This window comes from Nocardiopsis endophytica (genome assembly GCF_027706725.1).
Lineage (GTDB): Bacteria > Actinomycetota > Actinomycetes > Streptosporangiales > Streptosporangiaceae > Nocardiopsis_A > Nocardiopsis_A endophytica.
Genome location: NZ_JAQFWQ010000055.1, coordinates 24,962 through 45,011, shown reverse-complemented (window position 1 = coordinate 45,011; position 20,050 = coordinate 24,962). Strand labels below are relative to the sequence as shown.

Here is a 20,050-nt window from a genome sequence, read left to right as displayed (position 1 = left end):
ACACGCGCTGTTGAGTTCTCAAGAAACAACCGCTCATCCCGTACAAGCCCCGGCTACTTCGAACCGTGTCGCTTTTCCGTGTGAGGCGGCTTTCCGCTTTGTTGTGTCTTTACTTTATCAGGTGTTCCCCGGTCCGCCAAATCGGCGGGTTGTTCCGGTTTCTTCCTGATTCCGTCCTTTCGGTTCCGGTTTTCCCCGGGCCCGTGAACGGCGTGAAGACCTCGGCAAGTATGCCATGGTTTCGCCGGTGCTCGGACCAGAGGTGTTCCGGATTCCGGAAGGAGGCGGCCACGCCCACCGATGCTGCGACCGGTGTTCGCTTCGACCGAGAAAGACCGCCGCCCGAGCCTGAACCCCATGGTCCCGCTCAGAGCGACCTGGACGACTATAGCCGCTCGAATCCCCTGCGCCAAACCGGATCCGGGCCCACTCACTGTGCTCTGCGCCTCCCCGCTTCCCGCCGCCCCTCACCTTCCACCGCCCCCTCCCCGCACCGGCCCGCCCCCGCGCACCAACGGTTTCGCCGGATCCCGCCCTGCTTGTCCTCGCGCTTCCCTAGGGTCGCGACATGCACCTTCCAATGCCGATCCCCGTACTGCGCACCGCGTGCGCGCAGCGCGGCTGCTCGCTCCCGCAGATGGATCGGGTCGCGATGGACGTCGCAGGCTCCCCCGTCTACGTCGCCCGCGTCCCCGAGAAGGACGTCCTCGCCCTCTGGTCCTCCCTCCGTGCACTCCACGACTCCAGCGGCTGGTGGCCCGTCCTCAGCGGCGACCCCTCGCCCACCCTCATCCCCTGGGAGATGCTCGACGGGTCCGTCGACCCGTCGGCCCTGGCCCTGGGGAACAAGCACAACGCGGTCTCCCTCCTCCAGGACCTCTATGTCCGCACGTTCCACGATCTCGGGCCCGGCGACGCACCGGTGCCCAGCCTCGTGCACGACGCCGCCGACCTCTCGCAGCGCCTCACCCTCCGCGCCGAGGCCGCCGACCCGCCCGGGTCCGACCGGGACGTGCTCTTCGAGCCGGAGCCCTCCACCCCCTGGGCCGTCGCTTCGCCCACGACCCTGCTGATGCTGGTGCGGGCGTCCGCCGGGTACGAGGTGCCCGCACTGCTCCGCTGGGACGGGGCGTGCAACCACGGCATCGAGGGCCACGAGCACATGGCCGTGCTCCGGCACTTCCACGAGGAGTACGGGGCGGAGCTGGTCGGCATGACCGGCGACGTGATCGAGCTGGCGGTCGACCGGGCGCCGGCCACCGCCGGAGGGGCCGCCCTCGCCGCAATGGAGATGTACGCCTACTGCCCGGACATCGTCCTCCAGGGCATCGGCACCGTGGAGGCGCTCGCGGAGCGGGTCGCCCCCACGGGGGACTGGTTCCTCTGGTGGGACTGACGTCCGTCCCCCCGGGGCCCAGGGGGACGGACGCGATGTGCGCGATGCAGGAGGAGAGGGACCGGAGGGGAGGCGCCGTCAGCCCCTCCTGGCCTTCAGCGCGCTCGGGATCAGGGTCACCAGCCCGATGAGGGCCAGGGCGGCCCCGGTCCACAGCGGTGCCCGCAGCCCGAACGCGTCGATCGCCAGCCCGCCGCCCCAGGAGCCGACCACCACGCCCAGCGTGATGAACGACGAGTGCACCGTGTTCACCAGCGGTCCGGCGTTCCCCGCCCGCTGCACACGGGTGATCATCGCCGGGTTCATGGTCACCCCGACGAGGCCGATCCCGACCATCGCGGCGACCGCGGGGACGGCGTGCTCGGCGGCCAGCGCGAACACCGCCAGGAAGAGGGTGTTCAGGGCGAGCCCGGCGCCGATGACCGTGAGGGTCCGGGAGGAGGCGAACCGCGCCACGACCGCGTTGCCCACCACCGTGGCCGCCCCGTACACCAGGAGCAGCAGCGGCACCGTTCCCCGGGAGAAACCGGTGAGCTCGGTGAGGATGGGCGTGAAGTAGGAGAACGCGGCGAACGTCGCCCCGATGATCAGGGTCGAGGAGAGCATGGCGCCCAGGAGCCAGGGGTCGCGGAACACCGCGGCCTCCTGCCTGAGGCCCCCGGCCCCCTCCTCCCGCTCCAGGCGGGGGAGTGCGGCGGCGCTCGCCCCCGCCGCGAGGAGGGTGAGCACGCCGATCGCGGCGAAGGCCGCCCGCCACCCCCACAGTTCGCCGATGAACGTGGAGAGGGGCAGCCCGAGCAGCGTGCCGACCATCAGCCCCTGCATCGCGATGCCGGTGGCCCGGCCGCGCAGTTCGGGGCGGGTGATCCCGGCGACCACGCTCAGACCGACACCGAAGAAGGCGCCGGACGCGGCGCCGGTGACGATCCGTGCGATGAGCATCGTGGTGTAGCCGGGAGCCGCCGCGGCGAGCGCGTTCCCGGTGAAGAACACGGCGAAGAGCACGAGCAGGGCCGTCGTCGGCCGGAGGCGGTGCAGCGCGGTGGCGGCCACCGGCCCCCCGAAGGCCATCGCCAGGGCGAACGCGGTAATGAGGTAGCCGATCCGCGGTACGCCGGCGCCCAGCCCCTCGGCCATCTGCGGCATCAGGCCGCCGACGGCGAATTCGCTGGTGACCATGGTGAAGATGCCGAGGGCGATGAGGTGGACGGTCGGCGGTACCTTGTCGGGCCGGCGCCCGCCCGCCCCCGGGGGTCTCATCGTCCCCGTCGCCGGGGCCGCCTCCTCGGCCGCCGATGCGGACGCGTCATTCGCGGTGTCGTCCGCGGTGTCTGCAGTGCCGGACGCGGTGTCGGACGCTGTACGGGCCATGGGGGTCTCCTTCATCATTATGGATCACACAGTCCAAAAAACGGGCACAGGTTCGACCGGGTGCGGCGCGCGCACGCCGAGTGGCGGCCGAGCAGGGGGACGGTGGAACGGCGGCGCCTCAGGCCGTCAGCGCGTCCATCCCGGTGGCGGCGACGGCCTCAAGGGTCTGGGAGTCGGCCCCGGCCTGCCCGGAGATGCGCATACCGGAGATGACCGCGTTGAGGTACCAGGCCAGGTCGGCGGGGTCGCGCTCGGAGGTGACCGACCCGTCCAGCCGGCCGTCCATCAGGGCCAGGCGCAGCGCCGACAGCCGCCGCTCCGTGTCGGCGCCGACGAGCCGCGCGACCTCGGGGTCCAGGTGCGCCATCGAGGTGATGGTGTTGACCGAGAAGCAGCCGGGGCCGCCCTCGCCCGGCCCCCCGCGGTTGGCCGCCTCGTCCTCGATGACCAGGGCGAACACACGGCGGATCCGCTCGGCGCCGGAGGCTCCCGGTGCGTCGAGCGCGGCCGCCTGGCGGGCGGTGCGGCTGGACAGGTAGTGCGAGAGCGCCCGCTTGAACAGGTGCTCCTTGGAGGTGAAGGCGTTGAACAGGCTGCTGCGCGTCAGGCCGGTGGCGGCGCACAGCTCGTCGGTGGACGCGGCCTCGTAGCCCTTGCGCCAGAAGACGCGGCTCGCCGCCTCGATGACGCGCTCCTCGTCGAACTTCCGGGGTCGTCCCATGGCGGGAACACTAACACTTTTTGGATCACGTAGTCCATAACTCGACGTCCGGCCCCGCGGCGCGAGACGGACCGGCCGTCACCGCTCCGGCACCGTGCCCGCCCCCGCGGCGGCCGCGCGCTCGGCGATGTCGGCGGGCGCGGCGTCGATGACCTCGTCCAGCGCGGCCCGGGAGAACTCCAGGTCGGCGATGGCCCTGGTGATCCGCTCCCGCTCCCGGGACAGGTCGGAGAGGAGGTTCGGGCAGGTCGGCACCAGGCGCTCCCCCTCGTCGCGCAGACACGGCAGGACCGCGGCGATGGTGGCGGTGCCCAGGCCCGCGGCGAGCAGGCCGCGGATGCGGCGGACGGTGTCCACGTCGGCCTCCCGGTATTCCCGGTAGCCGCTGGGGCGCCGCTCGGGGTGGAGCAGGTGCTGCTCCTCGTAGTAGCGCAGCAGCCGTTCGTGGACGCCGGTCCTGCGGGACAGCTCACCGATCCGCACGTGATGCTCCTCACGGACGCCTCGAGCGGCGGCACCGCCGCTTGACTCTCACATCGATGTGAAACTCTAGCGTCCCCGGCATGGGTAAGAGCATTGCCGCGCTCGCCGCCTTGTGCACGGGCGTCTTCGTCATCGGAACATCGGAATACCTGGTCGCGGGCGTGCTGCCCGGTCTCGGCGCGGACCTTCGGGTGACGCAGGGCACCGCCGGGCAGGCGGTGACCGCCTACGCGCTCGGCGTGGTGATCGGCGGCCCGGTGGTCGCCCTCGCGACCGCGCGCCTCCCCCGCAAGGGCCTGGCGATCGGCCTGATGCTGCTGTTCGCCGCGGGAAGCGCCATCAGCGCGCTGGCCCCGACCTTCGGGATGCTGCTCGTCGGCCGCGTGGTCTCCTCGCTCAGCCACGCCACCTTCTTCGCGCTGTCGCTGGTGATGGCCGTCCGCGTGGTGCCCGAGCACCGGAGCGGCACGGCGATCTCCGCCGTGGCCTCCGGCCTGACCGCGGCCATGCTGCTCGGGGTGCCGTTGGGCTCGCTGCTGGGGAACGCCGCCGGGTGGCGCGCCCCGTTCGCGGCGCTCACCGCGCTCTCCGTGGTCGCCGTCGCGCTGCTGGCGGCGGCGCTGCCCCGGCAGGAGGCCCCGTCCACGCGCCCGCGCGACGAGCTGAGGGTGGTCACCCGCACGCCGGTGCTGCTGGCCATCGCCACCACCGCGGTCGGCTTCTCCGGCGTCACCGTGGTGTTCACCTACATCGCGCCGCTGCTCACACGCGTCTCCGGGTTCTCCCCGGCCGCCGTCTCCGCCCTGCTGCTCGCGTACGGCGGCGGCAGCGTCCTGGGCAACCTGGCGGCGGGGCGGCTGTCCGACAGGTCGCTGTCCGCGACCGTGCGCGGCGTGTTCGGCGGCCTGACCGGGGTCCTGGCGGCCCTGCCGTTCGCCGTCGCCTGGCAGCCCTCCGCCGTGCTCGCCGTCCTCCTCCTCGGCCTGCTCACCACCGCCACCATCGCGCCGCTGCAGGGGCTGATCATGCGCCACGCCGGGGAGGCCCCGACGCTCGCGGCCGCCGTCAACGTCGGCGCGTTCAACCTGGGCGCCGCCGCCGGCTCCGCCCTCGGGGGGCTCATCGTGGCCGCGGACGCGCTGCGGTGGACGGGGGCGGCCGGGGCCGCGCTGAGCCTGGTCGGCCTGGGGCTGACCTACCTGGTCCTGCCCCGGACGCGGCGCGGGACGGACGCCCCCGCCGGGCCCACCACGCCCGAGACGGCCCGGAGTTCTGTCGTCGCGGAGGACTGAGAGGTCGCACGGATCGGCGGGTGTGCTCGGCGTTCGGCGGCGGGGCCGGACCCCTGCGGTCCGCCCGCCCATCCGCGCGGGCTCTCATGTTCCTCACGGATGGATGGGCCGGTCGGACGAGCCCTGTCGGGCTCCGCGGTCAAGGGGGCGGGAAGGGATTCGTCCCCGGCCACGGCCCAGGACGAGGAATCGATCCATACTCCCCCCAGCCCGTCTCCTTCTCGCCCCGCGCTCCGTGGCGAAGGGGCGCCGCGGGCGCGCCTCTCACGCCGGGCGGACGCTCAGGGTGTACTCCGTCCCGGCCTCGGGCGAGGCGAGGCCGGCGGACAGGATCCGCCGCTCGGCGTCCCACTCCCCGTTCGCGTCGACGGCGTCCTGCTCGCCGCCTTCCGCCGTGACCACCGCTTCACCCCCGTCGGGGAACCCGTCTTCCGGCAGGTACACCTCCGTGGGGCCGGTGACGCCCTCCTCCGCCGTGAACCGCACCGTGAGCTCGGGCCCCTCGGGGTCGTAGGCGATGTCCACCGGCCGCCCCGCCACCGCGCGCGGGTAGGCGCGGTCCATCACCTCGGCGAGGGGGCCGGGCGTCAGCTCCTCGTCGGCCCACGGCCCCCACCCGTCGTGGTCGTTCGACCAGTAGGCCCGCCCGGTCGCCATCCCGTCGGTGACGTCGAGCATCCGCTCCACGTAGTCGCCCGCGCCCTCACCGGACATGTCCAGGCCGAACTCGCCGAGGACGACCGGCGCCCCCAGCCGCTCCGCGGTCACCCGGACGTTCTCCTCCCAGAGCGCGATGGCGGCGTCCACCTGCTCGCGCCCCGAGCCGGTGTAGGCCCGGCCGAGGTCCATGGGGAGGGGGTAGACGTGCGGTGCGTACACGATGCGCGGCCGGCCCGGGCGCGGGTCGTCCAGCCGGGGCAGCGCCGACGGCGCCCCCCAGTTCACGCCCACGGCCTGGCCCTCGACGAAGATCCAGGTGTCGGCGTCCGTCCGGCGGATGCGCTCGGTCGAGCGCCGGTACAGCTCGGCGAGCGGACCGCTCTCAAAGGCCGCCCCCTGAAGGCTGCCGCCGAAGGGCTCGTTCATCAGGTCGTACCCGATGACGGCGGGGTCGTCGGCGAACCGCTCGGCGACCGCGCCCCAGGCGTCGGCGTAGCGGTCCATCAGCTCGGGGTGGTCGCCGGTGGTGTTCCAGAAGTGGTCGAAGGCGCGCATGGTGCCCGGTTCCAGGTACACCAGCTCCCACATGTCCTGCTCGGCGACCGGCAGGCCGTCGGTGTGGGTGGCCCAGTCCGGCGCCCCGTTGCCGGAGTGCCGCTCGGGGGAGATCGCCGCCCCGTACAGGTCCTGGTGCATGTCGAGGAGGACGTGGTAGCCGCGTTCGCCGTACCAGTCGACGCGTTCGGCCACGGCGTCCAGGTAGTCGGCGTCGTACTCCCCGGGCTCCGGTTCGACGGCGCTCCACTGGATGAGCAGGCGCACGAAGTTGGTGCCCATGGCGTCGTACTCGTGCTGCACGTCCTCCTCGGTGATCCAGGGGAGGGAGTCGGGGTCGTCCTTGGCCGAGCCGGAGGTGTTGAAGCCGTGGAGGAAGAGGGCGCGCCCCTGCTCGTCGGTGATGTAGCGGACGGGGCCGGGCTCGGTCCTGGTGGCGGCCGCCACACCGGCCGCGGCGAGGACCAGCACGGCGGCGACGGCGGCGGTCCGCAGGGCGGGGCGCCGGGTTCGCGTCATGGGCGTCACGCTCACCTCTCCGGGGGATGGGCCCCGCCGGGGCCGACCCGGCGATGCGCTTCCAGGGCGGCCCCGACGGGGCCCAGGGGGGACGGCCCCACCAGGGTTCCGGCGGAGGAGGGGAGTCCCCGTCGGACCCCTGTCGATGTGAGACCTGAGTCACTATCCTGCAAAACGTGAATGAAATTCGCAATAGCCCGGGCGGCTCCCCCGCACGGCGTGCGGCGGCCGCCGCCGCAGCCGCCGCCCTGCTCCCCTCCCTGCTGTTCGGCTCCGCGGCCTTCCTCACCTGGTTCAACGCGAGGGCGGCGTGGCTCGTCGTCCCCTCCGCCCTGGGCGCGCCCTACGGCCCGCCGCCCCTGCGCGCGGTTCCGGTCGGCGGCGGCCCCTGGCCCCTGTTCCTCGCCGACCTGGCGGCGGTGGCCGTGGTGGCGGTCGCCGCCGGAGCCCTCACCGCCCGGGCGGTCCGGCGCCGTCCCCATGCCGGGCGGGCGCGTACCGCGCTGTCCGCGTGGGGCGCCTTCACCCTCGGGACGGCGCTCGCCGGGGCGGTGCGGGGAGCGGCGCCCGCGGCCCTGATGGGGCTCGGGCCGCTGGGCTGGGGCGCCTACGCGGCGGGCGGCGCGGTGGCCGGCCTGCTGTGGGGGGCGGCCCTGGGCTGGGTGTGCGCGGGCGCCACGGCGGCGGTCCACCGCCCGGAGCCGCTCCCGGCCCGCTAAAGTCGCGCCGTGGACAGGCGGGACAGGACAACGGCGGTACCCGGCGGCGCGCTCATCGCACCGCGCCTGCACACGCGCCTGGAGGACGGGCGCGAGATGCGGGCGCTGGCGTGGGATGTGGGCCCCGGCTGGCGGATGCTCTCCTCCGCGGTGCTCGGCGGCGGGCTGGGCGAGCGGAGCTTCGTGGTGAACGCCCAGGTCTGTGGCGACTACCGGCGCCTGGACCCGGCGGCGCACCTGCGGCGCATCGCGACCCGCGCGGGCCTGCGCGGACGCGGTGTGGGGCTGATGACCGCCGCCGACGTGTCCCGGGCGCGGTTCGCCGCCGACGACGGGGCCGAGGCGCTGGCCACCGTCGGCATCGGGCGTCCGACCTGGGCGGCGGACTCCCCGGACCTGGACGAGCTGCGGCTGGACGTCCCCCTCGCGGGGCCGCGGCCGGGCACGATCAACATCGTCGTGGCGGTCCCGGCGCCGCTGTCCGACTCCGGGCTGGTGAACCTGCTGGCCACGGCGGTCGAAGCAAAGGTGCAGGCGGTGATGGAGGCCGGGTACGCGTGCACCGGGACCGCCTCGGACGCGATCTGCGTGGCGTGCCCGACCGACGTCCCGGGCCAGGCCCCGGACCCCTTCGGCGGCCCCCGCTCCCGCTGGGGCGGCCGCGCGGCGCGCGCGGTCCACGAGGCGGTCCGCACGGGCGCCCTGGACGACGCGGCCCGCAGGGAGTGAGCGGGGCCCGTGGGAAGGCCCGGCGGCCTCCCCACGAGCCGGGTTCCGCCCACGGCCGCCACCGCCGTTCAGGCGGCCGTGGGCCCGAACTGCTCGGTGAAGCGCCCGGTGAACAGGTCCGCGCCCTTGTACTCGGCGACCATCTGGGCCGGGGCGGCGAACGGGCCGTCGGGGGAGGGCAGCTGCCCGACGCCCCCGACCGGGCCGAGCGGCAGCAGGATCATGGGGAACGGCAGGGGCCGGTAGGTGGCGGTGGGCCGCTCGCCCTTGATCCCGGCGAGGATGTTCTCGGCGGCGACCTCGGCGTGCTGCATGGCGTAGCCGGCCATCTTGGCCTCGTCGACGTCGGTGATGTCGCCGATCGCGTAGACGTGGTCGTACCCCTGGACGTTGAGGGTCTCGGTCACCGGGACCCGGCCCTCCGGCGTGAGGGTGGTCAGCCGCCCGTCGGCGAGGTAGTCGCTGTTGGTGCGGGTGCCGTAGGCGCGGAACCAGATGTCGGCGGAGATCCGGTCGCCGTGGGAGGTGGTGGCGGTGAAGGCCTCGGCCCGGCCCACCTCCGTGCTCGGCGGCTCCGTCAGGTGGGTCCCCAGCCGCACGTCGATGCCAAGGGCGTCGAGCTGGCCGCGCAGGTCCTCGACCACCTCCGGCCGGAATCCGGGGAGCAGCTCCTGGGCCGGGTCGACGACGGTGATCCGCTTGTCCGTCCAGACCTGCCGGATCTCCCCGGCCAGTTCCAGGCCGACCGGGCCGGCCCCGAGGATCAGCACCGATTCGGCCCGCAGCAGTTCCTTGTGCGTGCGGTGCAGGTCGTCCAGGGCGCCGGAGACGGGCTTGGCCGGATAGGAGTGGCCGGAGCCGGTGGCCAGGACCGTGTAGTCCGCCTCGACGCGCCCGCCCGACGCCAGGGTGATGCCGCCGGGGTCCACCGACACCGCGCGGTCGCGGATCCACCTCCCCTTCGTGAGCAGCGACTCGTAGGGGAAGAACATGTTGGGCGCCCAGTCGGGGCGGGCCAGCGCCCGCAATGACCCGGCCGCGTTGACGAACGCGTCCCGCGGGTCGATGAGGACGACGTCCGCCTCGGACTCCAGCGCCTTGGCGACCGCTGCGCCGCCGTAGCCTCCGCCGACGATCGCGACTGTTCGACTCATGATGCAACGCTCCTCGTGGATTGAGTTCGCGCCACGAACATCTTTAGTTCGTGCCACGAACCATGACGGTAGTAGTTCGCACTACGAACCGCAACCCCCGACGAGAGGTCGGCCGACCGGACGGGGCCGGAGCGGCACGGAGCCCCGGCGGCGGTAGAGGTGGGAGCGGCCGCCCGACGGGCGTGTTCACATGCGGCGGGGCGCGACCGGACACCCCGCACCCCGCCTTTAGTTCGTTCTGCGAATGTATTATGAGGAGATGGGCAAGCAGACGGACGGGCCGATGGACGTCGCCACTGCGCTGGTGCGGACCTCGTTCCTCGTGGACGCCGTGTACGCCGAGGCCAGCGGGGACTACGGCATCACGCCGCAGCAGGGGAACCTGCTGTGCGTCCTGATGGCGCAACCGCACGGGATGGGCGAACTCGGCGGAATGCTCCGGCTGGCGAAGTCGAGCCTGACCGGACTGGTCGACCGCACCGCGCGGCGCGGGCTGGTGCGGCGCGAGACGGCCCCCGACGACGGCCGGGCCGTGGTGATCGCCTTGACCGAGGAGGGCGCCGAGGTCGCGGCCGAGTTCTACGCCGATGCGTGCCGCCGGATCGCAGCCCTGACCGACGGCCTGGACGAGGAGGCCCGCACGGGTCTGACGGCACTGCTCGAACAGGTGGTCACGGAGAACCACGTACCCGAGGTCTTCACCGGCACCGCGGAGTGAACCGGCGGCGGGGTGCCCGCCCGGACCACGAGCAGCCGCCCGACCCGCAGGCGGAGCCGGGCGTCGTGAAATCGCTTTCAGGCGGTTCAGGCGTCGATCCCACCACCCGATCAACCCCCGCACCCGCCCACGCACCCCCATGGCGATGATCTCGACGAAGGTGCTGCCATACCGGCGGTCTTGACAGCACTCCCGCCGAGATCATCGCGGAGGGGGCCTCCCAGGCGGCGCATACCGGGCATAGCGGGCAGCGGGAGAGGGGGCCGGGCATCCTGCGTCGTGAAATCGACGCTTTTGGGCTGATCAGGCGTCGGTTTCACGACGCAGGATTCCCCCGCGCCCCCTCGCCCGCCCCCCTGGTGATGATCTCGACAGAAGTGCTGTCATTCCGGCGGTTTTGACAGCACTCCTGTCGAGATCATCGGCAGGAAGGGCGCAGCGGGGCGGCGGCCGCCACTAGCGCGGGTGACCGCGCAGCCTGCCCACCGCGCTGCCCACCCGAACCGCGAGGGGCCCACCGGACGGCAGGCAGGGCCCGGGAACCGCCCCGCTTCTGCCGTCGCTGCCCTCCACGTCGACCATGCACACGCCCCACGGTCGGCAGCGCTGCGGTGTGGGCCGCCGACCTCTCCTCGTCGCCGCCATCAACGGTGACCACGCACACGCCCGCCGCCCGGCAGCGCTGCCGTATGGGCCGCCCACCCGCACCGCGGGAACCCCCCAGTCGCGCTGAGCCGCTTCCGCCCCCTCGTGCATCATTGAGCGGTCGTCACTGTCGCACCGAGGGGTTGGGAGCCGCCCGCCGATGCCGTCGTTCACCGCCTCGCCCAATGTCCTCTTCGACACGCGGGTGTGCGCCGTCCGGCGGCTCTCGCCCGGGTTCGTGCGGCTCACGCTCACCGGCCCGCGCCTCGGCCTCTTCGGGCCCTACGGGCTCGACCAGCGGATCAAGATCCTCGTTCCCGAGGGGCCGGTGCCGGACGTGCTCGACGCAACGGCCGACGGCGACGGCCTGCTCACCGAAGCCGAGTGGCGGTCCCGCTGGCGCTCGCTCCCCGTCGGGGAGCGGCCCCTCCTGCGCAGTTACACCGTCGCCGGTGTCCGCCCGGACGACCGGGAGGTGGACATCGACTTCTACCTCCACTCCGCCCCCGGACCCGCCAGCGCCCTCGCGGCCTCCGCGCTCGGCGGGGAGCGGGTGCTGCTCTCCGGGCCGGACGTCCGCCGGGGCCGCCCCGACCACGGCATCCAGTGGCGGCCGGGTCCCGCGAAGCGCGTGCTCATCGCCGGTGACGAGGCCGCCTTCCCCGCGATCCGCGCCGTTCTCGCCTCCCTCGGTCCGTCCGTCCGCGCCGACGTCGTCGTCGAGGCGGCGGATCCCGCGGATGTCTCGGTGGCCGGGGTGGACGCGGTGGCCGGAGTGGCCGGGGAGCGGCACGGGGCGACCGTCGTGCTCCGCACGCCCGACTCCGGCCACGGCGGCCCGCTCGCCGACGCGGTCGCCGCGTGGGCCCGCGAGCACGCCCCCGGCACGGCGGCCCTCGGCTCCGGCTTCTACGCCTGGACCGCCGCCGAGAGCACCCGCGTCGCACGGATCCGGGACCTCCTGCGCGGTGCCGGCATCGCCCCCGACCGCATCCACGCCCAGGGCTACTGGAATGCCAGGGGCCGTACCGGCGAGCGGCGCGCCCCGGCCGCGGCCGCCGGGCCGGGTGCCGTCGATTCGGGGGCGCCTAGACCAGTGGGCTCCGGATCGGGGGCCTAAGCGGCGTCCGGAGGACCGGAGCGGGCGGCGCCCCGCGCACCGCGGTTCCGTCGCGTGTTCCCTTCGTCACCGCATCCGACCTGGGAGGGGGCTGGACAGGTTGAGGTGAGCCTTTGCTAAGTTAGGGTCCGCTAAATTGGCCGGACTCGGCCACTCCCGTACCGGCGGATTGGATCCCCCATGCCCCAGACCACCCGCGGCCGCTCCGCGCGCCTGCTCCCCATCGCCCTCCCGGCCGCCGCCGTGCTCGCCGTGTCCGCGTGCGGAGGCGGCGCCGACTCCGGCGGCTCCGGCGGATCCGGGGACGCCTCCGGCGAGACCCGCACCGTCGAGCACGCCCGCGGCACCACCGAGGTCCCCGCCGACCCGCAGAAGGTCGTCGTGCTCGAACCGGTCCAGCTCGACACCTCGGTCGCCCTGGGCACGGTCCCGGTCGGCGCCGCCCTCTTCGACGAGGCCGCCGGGGTCCCCGAGTACCTCGGCGAGGAGGCCTCCGACGTGCAGGGCGTGGGCACCGTGCCCGAGCCCAACGTCGAGGAGATCGCCGCCCTGGAGCCCGACCTCATCATCGGGACCGAGTCGCGCCACTCCGCCCTCTACGACAAGCTGTCCGACGTCGCGCCCACGGTCTTCATGGAGTCCCAGGCCGACCCGTGGCAGGACAACGTCGAGCTGGTCGCCAGCGCCCTCGGCAAGGAGGACGAGGCCGAGGAGCTGCTCGGCGACTACCAGGCGCGCTGCGACGAGATCGCCGAGAAGTACGGCACCGAGGGGTCGACCGCCGAGCTCATCCGCCCGCGCGACGACGTCCTCTCGCTGTACGGCCCCACCTCCTTCGCCGGGAGCACCCTGGAGTGCGCCGGGTTCACCATCCCCGAGCACGACTGGGAGGACATCTCCGTCGACATCTCCCCCGAGAAGGTGCTCGACGCCAAGGCCGACCTGGTCCTGGTCACCGCCGCCGACCCGGACGCCGACGACGCCGTGCCGCCGTCGATCAGCGACAACGAGGACGAGTTCCCCGAGCTGCACACGGTGGAGGACTCGTTCTGGATCGCCGGTGTCGGCCCCAAGGGCGGCATGACGGTCCTCGACGACCTCGACCGCATCCTGGACGAGTCCGAGGCCTTCAAGGCTTCGGAGTAGGCTCCACGCGGCGCGCCGGTCCCCCGGCGCGCCGCGGCGGGACCGGACGGGAACGGGGGCGCGGGTGGCAGGACGAGCGGTCGCAGGGGAGAAGGCGGCGCCCTCCCCTGCCCGGCCCATGCGCGCACGGGCCCCGGTGTGGGTGGTCGGCGGCCTTCTGGCATTGGCCGCCGCCGTCCTTCTGTCCCTGCTGGTCGGCGCCAACCCGCAGCCCCCGTCGGCGGTGCTGGACGCGCTGCTGGGCGGCGGGGGCTCCGAGGCCCGCTTCGTGGTGTGGGAGCAGCGGGTTCCGCGCACCGCGGCCGGGCTGGCCGTCGGCGCGGCGCTCGGCACGGCGGGCGCCCTCATCCAGGCCTTCACCCGCAACCCGCTCGCCGACCCCGGCATCCTCGGGGTGAACTCGGGCGCCGCGTTCGCCGTCGCGATCGGCATCGCCTTCTTCGGGGTGACCACCCCCGGCGGCTACGTCTGGCTGGCCTGCGCGGGCGCCCTGGTGCTCACCGTCGTGGTCTACGCCGTCGGCGCCGCCGGGGGACCGGCCGCCGGGCCGGTCCGGCTGACGGTGACCGGGGTCGCGCTCGGCGCGGTCTTCTCCGGGCTGACCACCGGACTGATGCTCACCCGCCCCGACGCCTTCGACCGGATGCGCGGCTGGAACGCGGGGAGCCTGCTGGAGCGCGGCTCCGACGTCCTCGTTCCGGTGCTCCCCCTGCTCGCGGTCGGGCTCGTGCTCGCCGCCGCCGTCGCCCCGGGGCTGAACGCCATCGCCCTGGGCAGCGACGTGGCCCGGGCGCAGGGGGTGAACGTCGGCCGGGTGCGCACCGCCGTCCTGGCCGCCGTGACCCTGCTCGCCGGCGGCGCCACCGCCGTCGCCGGGCCCATCGCGTTCGTGGGGCTGATGATCCCGCACGTGGTGCGCTGGACGGTCGGCCCCGACCAGCGCCGCATCCTGCTCGGCACGCTGATCGCCTCGCCGGTGCTGGTGCTGCTGTCCGACGTGCTCGGCCGGGTCGCCGTGCTGCCGAGCGAGATGCCGGTCGGCGTGGTGACCGCCTTCGTGGGCGCGCCGGTCCTCATCGCCCTGGTGCGCCGACCGAAGGCGAGCGGCCTGTGAGCACATCGCGGACATCCCCGGAGCGGGCGGCGTCGCCGGACCGCAGGCTCGTGCACCGGCCCGCCGTCGACGGCGGGCGCAGGCGCGTCGTCGTGGGCCCTGAAGGGGCCAATGCCGTGGTGCGGCTGCGCACCGCCGCCGTGGTGCTGACCGCCGCCGGAGCGGTCGCCGTCCTCGGACTGCTCGCCCTGGCCCTGGGCGACTACCCGCTCAGCCCCTCCCAGGTGATCGCGGTGCTCACCGGCCGCACCGACGGCTTCGAGCGCATCGTGGTCGTCGAGTGGCGCCTCCCGCGCGCGCTGGCGGCCGCGGTGTTCGGCGCCGCGCTCGCCGTGGCGGGCGGCGTGTTCCAGACGCTCACGCGCAACCCGCTGGCCAGCCCGGACATCGTGGGCCTGGCGAACGGGTCGTTCACCGGGATGCTGGTGGCGCTGATGCTCCTGGGCGGGGGCTGGAGCCTCATCACGGCGGGGTCGCTCATCGGCGGCCTGGCCGCCGCGGTCGCCATCTACCTCCTGGCCTACCGGGGCGGGATCAAGGGCTTCCGCTTCATCGTGGTGGGCATCGGGGTCTCGGCCATGCTGGCGTCGGTGAACACCTGGCTGATCCTGCGGGCGGACGTCGAGACCGCCCTGTTCGCCTCCGCGTGGGGCGCGGGGACGCTGAACAACGTCACCGCCGAGACCGCCTATCCGGCCATGGCCGCGGTCGCCGTGCTGATGGCGGTGCTGCCGCCGGCCGCCCCCGCGCTGCGCCAGATGGACCTGGGCGACGACATGGCCCAGGCGACCGGCGTGCGCGTCGGACGGGCCCGCACCGCGGCGATCGCGGTGGCGGTCGCCCTGGTGAGCGTGGTGACGGCGGTGGCCGGGCCGATCGCGTTCGTGTCCCTGGCCGCCCCGCAGATCGCCCGGAGGATCGCCGGGGCGCCGGGCATCCCCCTGGTGGCGACGGCCGTCTTCGGCGCCGGGCTGCTGCTGGCCTCGGACCTGATCGCCCAGCACGTGGTCCCGCTGACGATCCCGGTGGGCGTGGTCACCGTGGTCTTCGGCGGCGCCTACCTGGTGTGGCTGCTGATCCACGAGGCCCGCAGGGGACGGTGACGGGCGCGGCCGCCGCGCCTTCCGGAAGCCTCTTCGGGCCCCTGGCAGGGGACCGAACGGGGACCCGTTTGAGCGCCCCGGGACGGGGGACGTTCCGGTCGTTCCCGACATCGCTCCGATGGAGGATCCCCTCGATGGCGCCCGTCACCGACCGCGTCCTGTTCAAGGTCGTCCACAACCTCTCGACCGAGAAGGCCGGGATCAACCTCGTCCGCCACACGAACCGGGAGACGCTGTACCTCGTGCCGCGCCCGGCGAGCGGCCATGCCGACGTCGAGGTGAGCTGCGGGCACTGCGGCCGCACCCAGCGCCACCGGATCCTCGACCAGGAGGGGACGCGGGCCCTGCGCCGGGCATCGGCGAAGAAGTGGGGCCTGATCGCGGCCGGTGTCGCCGCGGCCGAGGCGCTGCTGATCCTCACCGGGGCCGCGGGCACGTTCCCCGGTGCCCTCCTCGTCTTCTTCGGCATCGTCGGGCTCCTGGTCACCACGGTGATGGCCCTGGCCGGGCCGCGCGACCTGCACGGGACCACCCGGATCGACGAGGACGGCAACCCCTGGCAGCCCTCTGCCACCAAGGAGGAGCAGAAGAGGGCCATGAACGAGCGGGTGCCCGAAGGGACCAGCGCCTTCTGCATGGTCATGGTGGAAGGGGCGCCCGAGGAGGAGGACCGGAGGAACCAGCCGGGGCGGCGGCCCGTGGACGGTCCGGACAGCCTCCCCGGCTGATCTCGGGTGCGGCTCAGAGCCGCCCGGCGGGGGCCGCGGAGGCCGTGCCGAGCACCGCGCCCGCCATGGCCTCGTGGCCCGCGGCGTTCGGGTGGACGGGGGCGGCGTCGACCGCGTTCAGCGGCTCCATCCACCGCACGTCCTCCGGCTGGCACAGGTCGTGGCCCACGGAGCCGGTGTAGGTGTCCACGTACTCCGCGCCGTGCGCCTGGGCGCGCTCGGCGAGCATGTCGTTCAGGCTCTTCTGGGAGTCGCGCAGCCAGGGCGCGTCCCCGGCGGCGATGGGCACGGTGCCGTGGCAGTTGGACCCGTCGTCGGGCATGATCACCGGGTAGCCGAGGAGCAGCACGCGCGCGTCCGGCGACCGCTCGGCGATCCCCTCCAGCACCCCGTCGATCTTCGGCGCGGTCTCCTCGATCCGCTCCTGCAGCTCGTCGCTGTCGCCCGAGGTGAAGCTGGCCTTGCAGGGCTGCCCGTTCGGGTCGAACGCCCCCAGGACCGCGCACCGGGTGACGATGTCGGCGAAGCCCATGTCGTTGCCGCCCACCTGCAGGGTGACCAGGTCGGTGTCCTGCTCCAGGGCGTCGAACTGCGGCGGGTTGGAGCCCTGCGGCTCGGTCATGTGCTCGGTGGTGGCGCCGCCGCAGCTCAGGTCGGTGAAGGAGCCGGGGGCGAGGTCGGCGGAGACCAGGGTGGGGTAGTTGCGGTCGGAGCGGCCGCACTCGGCGTCGACCTGGTCGGGGATGCCGACGCCGGAGGTGAAGGAGTCGCCCAGGGCGGCGTACTTCGCCACGGCGTCCTCGGCGGGAACGGGGGCCGCCGAGGCCGGTGCCGTCGCCAGGAGCGGGGCGGCCAGGGCCGCGGCGGCGAAGGGGACGGCGGCCAGGGACAGTCGTCGGGCACGGGGGGATGGGGACATGGCGCGACCTCGCGTGGTGTCCGGGGCGGCCGGGCACAGGGGAGCCCGGCCGCGGGGTGCGGGGGGAGTCGGGGGACACGGGGGAGGCTGCGCGCAGCGGACGGAGCGGGACGTCCGCGAAAAACCCTTACCGGTGAGTAATCCTCACCGCGGCGCCGTGGGCGCGTCAATGCCCGTGTGGGCCCATTTCCGGGCCGGCGCCCTCCCCCTCCCGCCGCCGGGGCGCGGCGGCGGGAGAGGGGCGCCGGACAGGACGCGGCAGGCCCGGAGAGGAGGGCCGCGCCGACGGGTCAGGCCAGGTTGTTCAGGGCCTGGCGGCCCAGCTCGGGCATGAGTTGTGAGGTCGGCCCCCAGGCCAGGGTGGGCGCGCCCGTGCCGCCCGCCTGCGGCTGGATCTCCCGTTCGACGGTGACCACCGTGTTCCCCAGGCGGACGAAGACCAGCCCCTGGTAGGCGCCCTTGCCGTTGTCGACGAGGACCACCGTGCTCTCGTCGCCGATGCCGGGCTCCTCCTGCCGCACCACCTCGCCGAGGATGCCCGTCTGCTCCTCGGCCGCCGCGTCGTAGACGGCGGCGGCGAGCTCGGGGGTGTCCGCGGACTCGTACCGGACCCGGACCACGTGGAACGAGCCGTCGTCGGCGAGCTGCTGCCACATGCAGCTCCTGCTCGGCGCGGTCCCCTCGGAGGATTCCGAGCGGGTGGGCTCCTCGCCCATCCCCAGGCCTTCGAGCGTTTGCGGGCCGACGGCGGCGCAGGCGTCGGCGGGCAGCCGGTGGGGTCCGGGGCCGACCGCCACCTGGGTCGGGGTGTCGGGGCCGGTGTAGGCGGCGACGCCTTCGTGCGGGTCGGAAGCGGACTGCCCGCCGGGCTCTGAGGCCAAGCCGTCGTCCCCGTCGGTGGCGCCGTCAGCGGCGCCGCCCGCGGAACCGTCCTGCCCGCCGTCGCTCCCGCCCTCCGTCCCGGCGCCGGCGCCCGCCTCGTTCCCGGCCTCCGCGGCGTCCCCGCCACTGGCGGCCGCCTCGCCCCCCTTGGCGACCGCCGTCACCACGACGACGCCCGTGACGACCACCAGCGCCAGCATGAACAGGCCCGCCCCCAGGGCGACCCACCGGCCCGCGCCGCTCGGCCGCGAGGCCGGGGGCGGCTGCACCGCCTCAGGCGGGGGAGACGGAGCAGTGAAAGGCGGCCCCGGTGGTCCCGGGGGCGGCGGAGACTGCTGCATCGACACCGTTTCCTCTCCTCACCCGACGCGGGAATGCACCATAGCGGTCCCACTCTGGTCGATCGATGCGCACGGTGGCGAATCGATCCGTCGGTGAATCGACCGGTCGACACCCCCGTCCGGTTCCCGCTCACGGGGAACGAACCGCCGGATGGCGGAGGGGAGGCGCCGCGCCTCAGCGGTCGCGGGAGAGCTCGGACAGCCTCTCCATGCAGTGGACCAGGCTCTCCAGCACCAGCGCCCGCTGGGCCGGGGACAGGTCTCCGAGGATCTCGTCCTCCAGCTCGTCCACCGCCTCCTGGGCCCGGCCGAGCACCGCGGCGCCCTCGGGGGTGAGCACCGTGCGGCGGACGCGGCCGTGGTCGGGGTCGGAGGTGCGCTCCACCAGGCTGCGCTGCTCCAGGGAGGCCAGCACCTGGTTCATCGACTGCGGCGTCACCATCGACCGCCGTGCGAGCTGGGCGTTGGACAGGCCCGTGCGGCGGGCCAGGACCGACAGCACCGTCAGCTCCGGGACGCTCAGACCGTGCGGGCGCAGCCGCCGGTTGAGCTCCCGGCGGATCCCCTGGTCCACACGGCCGGCGACGTAGGTGAAGGAGGGAGGCGCCGCCGCCGGGTCGGCCGGTGCGGGGGGCACTGCTGCGGATTCCGTAGGTGGCACGGGGGCAGTCTAGCAGAATCACGCTCCAAGCCTTGTCAGGAAAACTGATTTCTGCTTACACTCATGCCGCATGAGACGTAGACCACTCTCCAGCGGGTGGATCGCTCTGTGCGGGTGGGAGGTGGGCACATGAATGTCATCTCGTTCGCCCTCCGTCGTGCGCTCGGACTGGTCCTCACCCTCTTTGCGGCAAGCTTCCTGATATTCGGTGGGCTGTACGCGGCCCCCGGTGACCCCGCCGCGCTGCTCGCCGGAGGGCAGCGGCCCAACCCCGAGGTGCTGGCCGCCATCCGCGCCGAGTACCGCCTCGACGACCCCTTCCTCCTCCAGTACGGCCACTGGCTGGCCGGACTGCTCACCGGCGACCCGGGGACCTCGGCCGTCTACCGCACCGGCGTCGGCGGGCTCATCGCCGAGCGCGCCGCCACCACCGCCTTCCTGGTCGCCTACGCCGGCGCGCTGATCATCGCCGCCGGCCTGGGCCTGGGCACCCTGGCCGCGCTGGGCGGCCCGGCCGTGGGCCGGACGCTGACCGTGGCCACCTCCGCCGCCCAGGCCGCGCCGCCCTTCGTCGTCGCCACCCTGCTGATCTGGCTCTTCGCCACACGGCTGGGCTGGCTGCCGGTGTACGGCGCGGGCAGCGGGTTCGCCGGGCGGCTGGAGCACCTGACCCTGCCCGCCGTCGCGCTCGCCCTGTCCTTCACCGCCTATGTCGCCCGGGTGACCCGCACCGCCGTCCGCGGCGAGCTGCACTCCGACCACGTCGGCACCGCCGAGGCGCGCGGCCTGCCGCGCGCCGCCGTGGTCCGGCGGCACGTGCTGCGCAACGCGGCCGCGCCGGTGATGACCGTCTCCGGCCTGACCCTGGCCGGGCTCTTCGCCGGAACCGCCATCGTCGAGGAGGCCTTCGGGGTCAACGGCCTGGGCTCGCTGCTCGTGCAGAGCGCCGCCCGCCAGGACATGGCGGTGGTGATGGCCCTGTCCATGCTCATCGTCACGGCGTTCACCGCAGTCAACACGCTGGTCGACGCCGCGTCCGCCCTCCTCGACCCCCGCGTCCCCCAGGTGAGGTGA

19 protein-coding genes are annotated in these 20,050 nt (G+C 74.1%); 11 read left to right on the top strand and 8 right to left on the bottom strand.

Annotated elements, in window-relative coordinates:
- Window positions 1-568 precede the first annotated feature (568 nt).
- On the top strand, window positions 569-1,396 hold the full coding sequence (locus O4J56_RS18630) for a DUF4253 domain-containing protein (RefSeq protein ID WP_270687294.1): 828 nt from the start codon (window positions 569-571) through the stop codon (window positions 1,394-1,396).
- 78 nt (window positions 1,397-1,474) lie between these two features.
- On the opposite strand, the gene O4J56_RS18625 is transcribed toward O4J56_RS18630, so the two are convergent.
- The 3 genes from O4J56_RS18625 to O4J56_RS18615 form a co-directional block, all read right to left on the bottom strand.
- Window positions 1,475-2,767 carry an MFS transporter gene (locus O4J56_RS18625; RefSeq protein ID WP_333563810.1) on the bottom strand — a complete coding sequence of 431 codons (1,293 nt, stop codon included), beginning with the start codon at window positions 2,765-2,767 and terminating at the stop codon, window positions 1,475-1,477.
- A gap of 118 nt (window positions 2,768-2,885) precedes the next feature.
- Entirely contained in the window at window positions 2,886-3,488 is a 603-nt protein-coding gene (locus O4J56_RS18620; RefSeq protein WP_270687292.1) for a TetR/AcrR family transcriptional regulator, read from the bottom strand.
- A gap of 78 nt (window positions 3,489-3,566) precedes the next feature.
- Window positions 3,567-3,971, bottom strand: a complete 405-nt coding sequence (locus O4J56_RS18615) for a MerR family transcriptional regulator (protein ID WP_270687290.1) — start codon at window positions 3,969-3,971, stop codon at window positions 3,567-3,569.
- 80 nt (window positions 3,972-4,051) lie between these two features.
- Between O4J56_RS18615 and O4J56_RS18610 the strand changes: the two genes are divergently transcribed.
- Window positions 4,052-5,263 carry an MFS transporter gene (locus tag O4J56_RS18610; protein ID WP_270687289.1) on the top strand — a complete coding sequence of 404 codons (1,212 nt, stop codon included), beginning with the start codon at window positions 4,052-4,054 and terminating at the stop codon, window positions 5,261-5,263.
- A gap of 264 nt (window positions 5,264-5,527) precedes the next feature.
- On the opposite strand, the gene O4J56_RS18605 is transcribed toward O4J56_RS18610, so the two are convergent.
- On the bottom strand, window positions 5,528-7,006 hold the full coding sequence (locus O4J56_RS18605; protein WP_408639139.1) for a cellulase family glycosylhydrolase: 1,479 nt from the start codon (window positions 7,004-7,006) through the stop codon (window positions 5,528-5,530).
- A gap of 167 nt (window positions 7,007-7,173) precedes the next feature.
- On the opposite strand from O4J56_RS18605, the gene O4J56_RS18600 reads away from it, so the two are divergent.
- Together O4J56_RS18600 and O4J56_RS18595 are read left to right on the top strand one after the other, a co-directional pair.
- On the top strand, window positions 7,174-7,716 hold the full coding sequence (locus O4J56_RS18600; protein ID WP_270687285.1) for a hypothetical protein: 543 nt from the start codon (window positions 7,174-7,176) through the stop codon (window positions 7,714-7,716).
- Between the two features lie 9 nt (window positions 7,717-7,725).
- Window positions 7,726-8,445, top strand: a complete 720-nt coding sequence (locus tag O4J56_RS18595; RefSeq protein ID WP_270687284.1) for an adenosylcobinamide amidohydrolase — start codon at window positions 7,726-7,728, stop codon at window positions 8,443-8,445.
- Window positions 8,446-8,513: 68 nt separating this feature from the next.
- On the opposite strand, the gene O4J56_RS18590 is transcribed toward O4J56_RS18595, so the two are convergent.
- Window positions 8,514-9,599 carry an NAD(P)/FAD-dependent oxidoreductase gene (locus tag O4J56_RS18590; protein ID WP_270687283.1) on the bottom strand — a complete coding sequence of 362 codons (1,086 nt, stop codon included), beginning with the start codon at window positions 9,597-9,599 and terminating at the stop codon, window positions 8,514-8,516.
- Window positions 9,600-9,858: 259 nt separating this feature from the next.
- Between O4J56_RS18590 and O4J56_RS18585 the strand changes: the two genes are divergently transcribed.
- The 6 genes from O4J56_RS18585 (at window position 9,859) to O4J56_RS18560 (ending at window position 16,173) form a co-directional block, all read left to right on the top strand.
- Window positions 9,859-10,317: a MarR family winged helix-turn-helix transcriptional regulator gene (locus tag O4J56_RS18585; RefSeq protein ID WP_270687281.1), complete on the top strand. Its 459-nt coding sequence runs from the start codon at window positions 9,859-9,861 to the stop codon at window positions 10,315-10,317.
- 805 nt (window positions 10,318-11,122) lie between these two features.
- A complete protein-coding gene (locus O4J56_RS18580; protein WP_270687279.1) occupies window positions 11,123-12,082 on the top strand; it encodes a siderophore-interacting protein in 960 nt (319 codons plus the stop codon).
- Window positions 12,083-12,262: 180 nt separating this feature from the next.
- Complete coding sequence (locus O4J56_RS18575; RefSeq protein WP_270687277.1) at window positions 12,263-13,228, top strand: ABC transporter substrate-binding protein; 966 nt, start codon at window positions 12,263-12,265, stop codon at window positions 13,226-13,228.
- Between the two features lie 118 nt (window positions 13,229-13,346).
- Complete coding sequence (locus O4J56_RS18570; protein WP_270687276.1) at window positions 13,347-14,342, top strand: FecCD family ABC transporter permease; 996 nt, start codon at window positions 13,347-13,349, stop codon at window positions 14,340-14,342.
- On the top strand, window positions 14,339-15,445 hold the full coding sequence (locus O4J56_RS18565; RefSeq protein WP_270687274.1) for a FecCD family ABC transporter permease: 1,107 nt from the start codon (window positions 14,339-14,341) through the stop codon (window positions 15,443-15,445). Before O4J56_RS18570 ends, O4J56_RS18565 begins: the two co-directional genes overlap by 4 nt.
- A gap of 134 nt (window positions 15,446-15,579) precedes the next feature.
- Window positions 15,580-16,173, top strand: coding sequence for a hypothetical protein (locus O4J56_RS18560; RefSeq protein WP_270687272.1), 594 nt, complete (start codon window positions 15,580-15,582; stop codon window positions 16,171-16,173).
- Window positions 16,174-16,186: 13 nt separating this feature from the next.
- Here O4J56_RS18560 and O4J56_RS18555 read toward each other — a convergent pair whose 3' ends face one another.
- From O4J56_RS18555 to O4J56_RS18545, 3 genes are all read right to left on the bottom strand, one after another.
- On the bottom strand, window positions 16,187-17,092 hold the full coding sequence (locus O4J56_RS18555) for an SGNH/GDSL hydrolase family protein (protein WP_270687270.1): 906 nt from the start codon (window positions 17,090-17,092) through the stop codon (window positions 16,187-16,189).
- A 290-nt stretch (window positions 17,093-17,382) separates the two neighbouring features.
- Window positions 17,383-18,243, bottom strand: coding sequence for a hypothetical protein (locus O4J56_RS18550; protein WP_270687269.1), 861 nt, complete (start codon window positions 18,241-18,243; stop codon window positions 17,383-17,385).
- A gap of 247 nt (window positions 18,244-18,490) precedes the next feature.
- On the bottom strand, window positions 18,491-18,976 hold the full coding sequence (locus O4J56_RS18545; protein ID WP_270687267.1) for a MarR family winged helix-turn-helix transcriptional regulator: 486 nt from the start codon (window positions 18,974-18,976) through the stop codon (window positions 18,491-18,493).
- A 129-nt stretch (window positions 18,977-19,105) separates the two neighbouring features.
- On the opposite strand from O4J56_RS18545, the gene O4J56_RS18540 reads away from it, so the two are divergent.
- Window positions 19,106-20,050, top strand: a complete 945-nt coding sequence (locus O4J56_RS18540) for an ABC transporter permease (RefSeq protein WP_270687266.1) — start codon at window positions 19,106-19,108, stop codon at window positions 20,048-20,050.

Coding starts and splice junctions, on each gene's coding strand:
- O4J56_RS18630 (WP_270687294.1), top strand. CDS start 569: ATGCACCTTCCAATGCCGATCCCCGTACTGCGCACCGCGTGCGCGCAG.
- O4J56_RS18625 (WP_333563810.1), bottom strand. CDS start 2,767: ATGGCCCGTACAGCGTCCGACACCGCGTCCGGCACTGCAGACACCGCG.
- O4J56_RS18620 (WP_270687292.1), bottom strand. CDS start 3,488: ATGGGACGACCCCGGAAGTTCGACGAGGAGCGCGTCATCGAGGCGGCG.
- O4J56_RS18610 (WP_270687289.1), top strand. CDS start 4,052: ATGGGTAAGAGCATTGCCGCGCTCGCCGCCTTGTGCACGGGCGTCTTC.
- O4J56_RS18590 (WP_270687283.1), bottom strand. CDS start 9,599: ATGAGTCGAACAGTCGCGATCGTCGGCGGAGGCTACGGCGGCGCAGCG.
- O4J56_RS18585 (WP_270687281.1), top strand. CDS start 9,859: ATGGGCAAGCAGACGGACGGGCCGATGGACGTCGCCACTGCGCTGGTG.
- O4J56_RS18580 (WP_270687279.1), top strand. CDS start 11,123: ATGCCGTCGTTCACCGCCTCGCCCAATGTCCTCTTCGACACGCGGGTG.
- O4J56_RS18575 (WP_270687277.1), top strand. CDS start 12,263: ATGCCCCAGACCACCCGCGGCCGCTCCGCGCGCCTGCTCCCCATCGCC.
- O4J56_RS18570 (WP_270687276.1), top strand. CDS start 13,347: ATGCGCGCACGGGCCCCGGTGTGGGTGGTCGGCGGCCTTCTGGCATTG.
- O4J56_RS18560 (WP_270687272.1), top strand. CDS start 15,580: ATGGCGCCCGTCACCGACCGCGTCCTGTTCAAGGTCGTCCACAACCTC.
- O4J56_RS18555 (WP_270687270.1), bottom strand. CDS start 17,092: ATGTCCCCATCCCCCCGTGCCCGACGACTGTCCCTGGCCGCCGTCCCC.
- O4J56_RS18540 (WP_270687266.1), top strand. CDS start 19,106: ATGAATGTCATCTCGTTCGCCCTCCGTCGTGCGCTCGGACTGGTCCTC.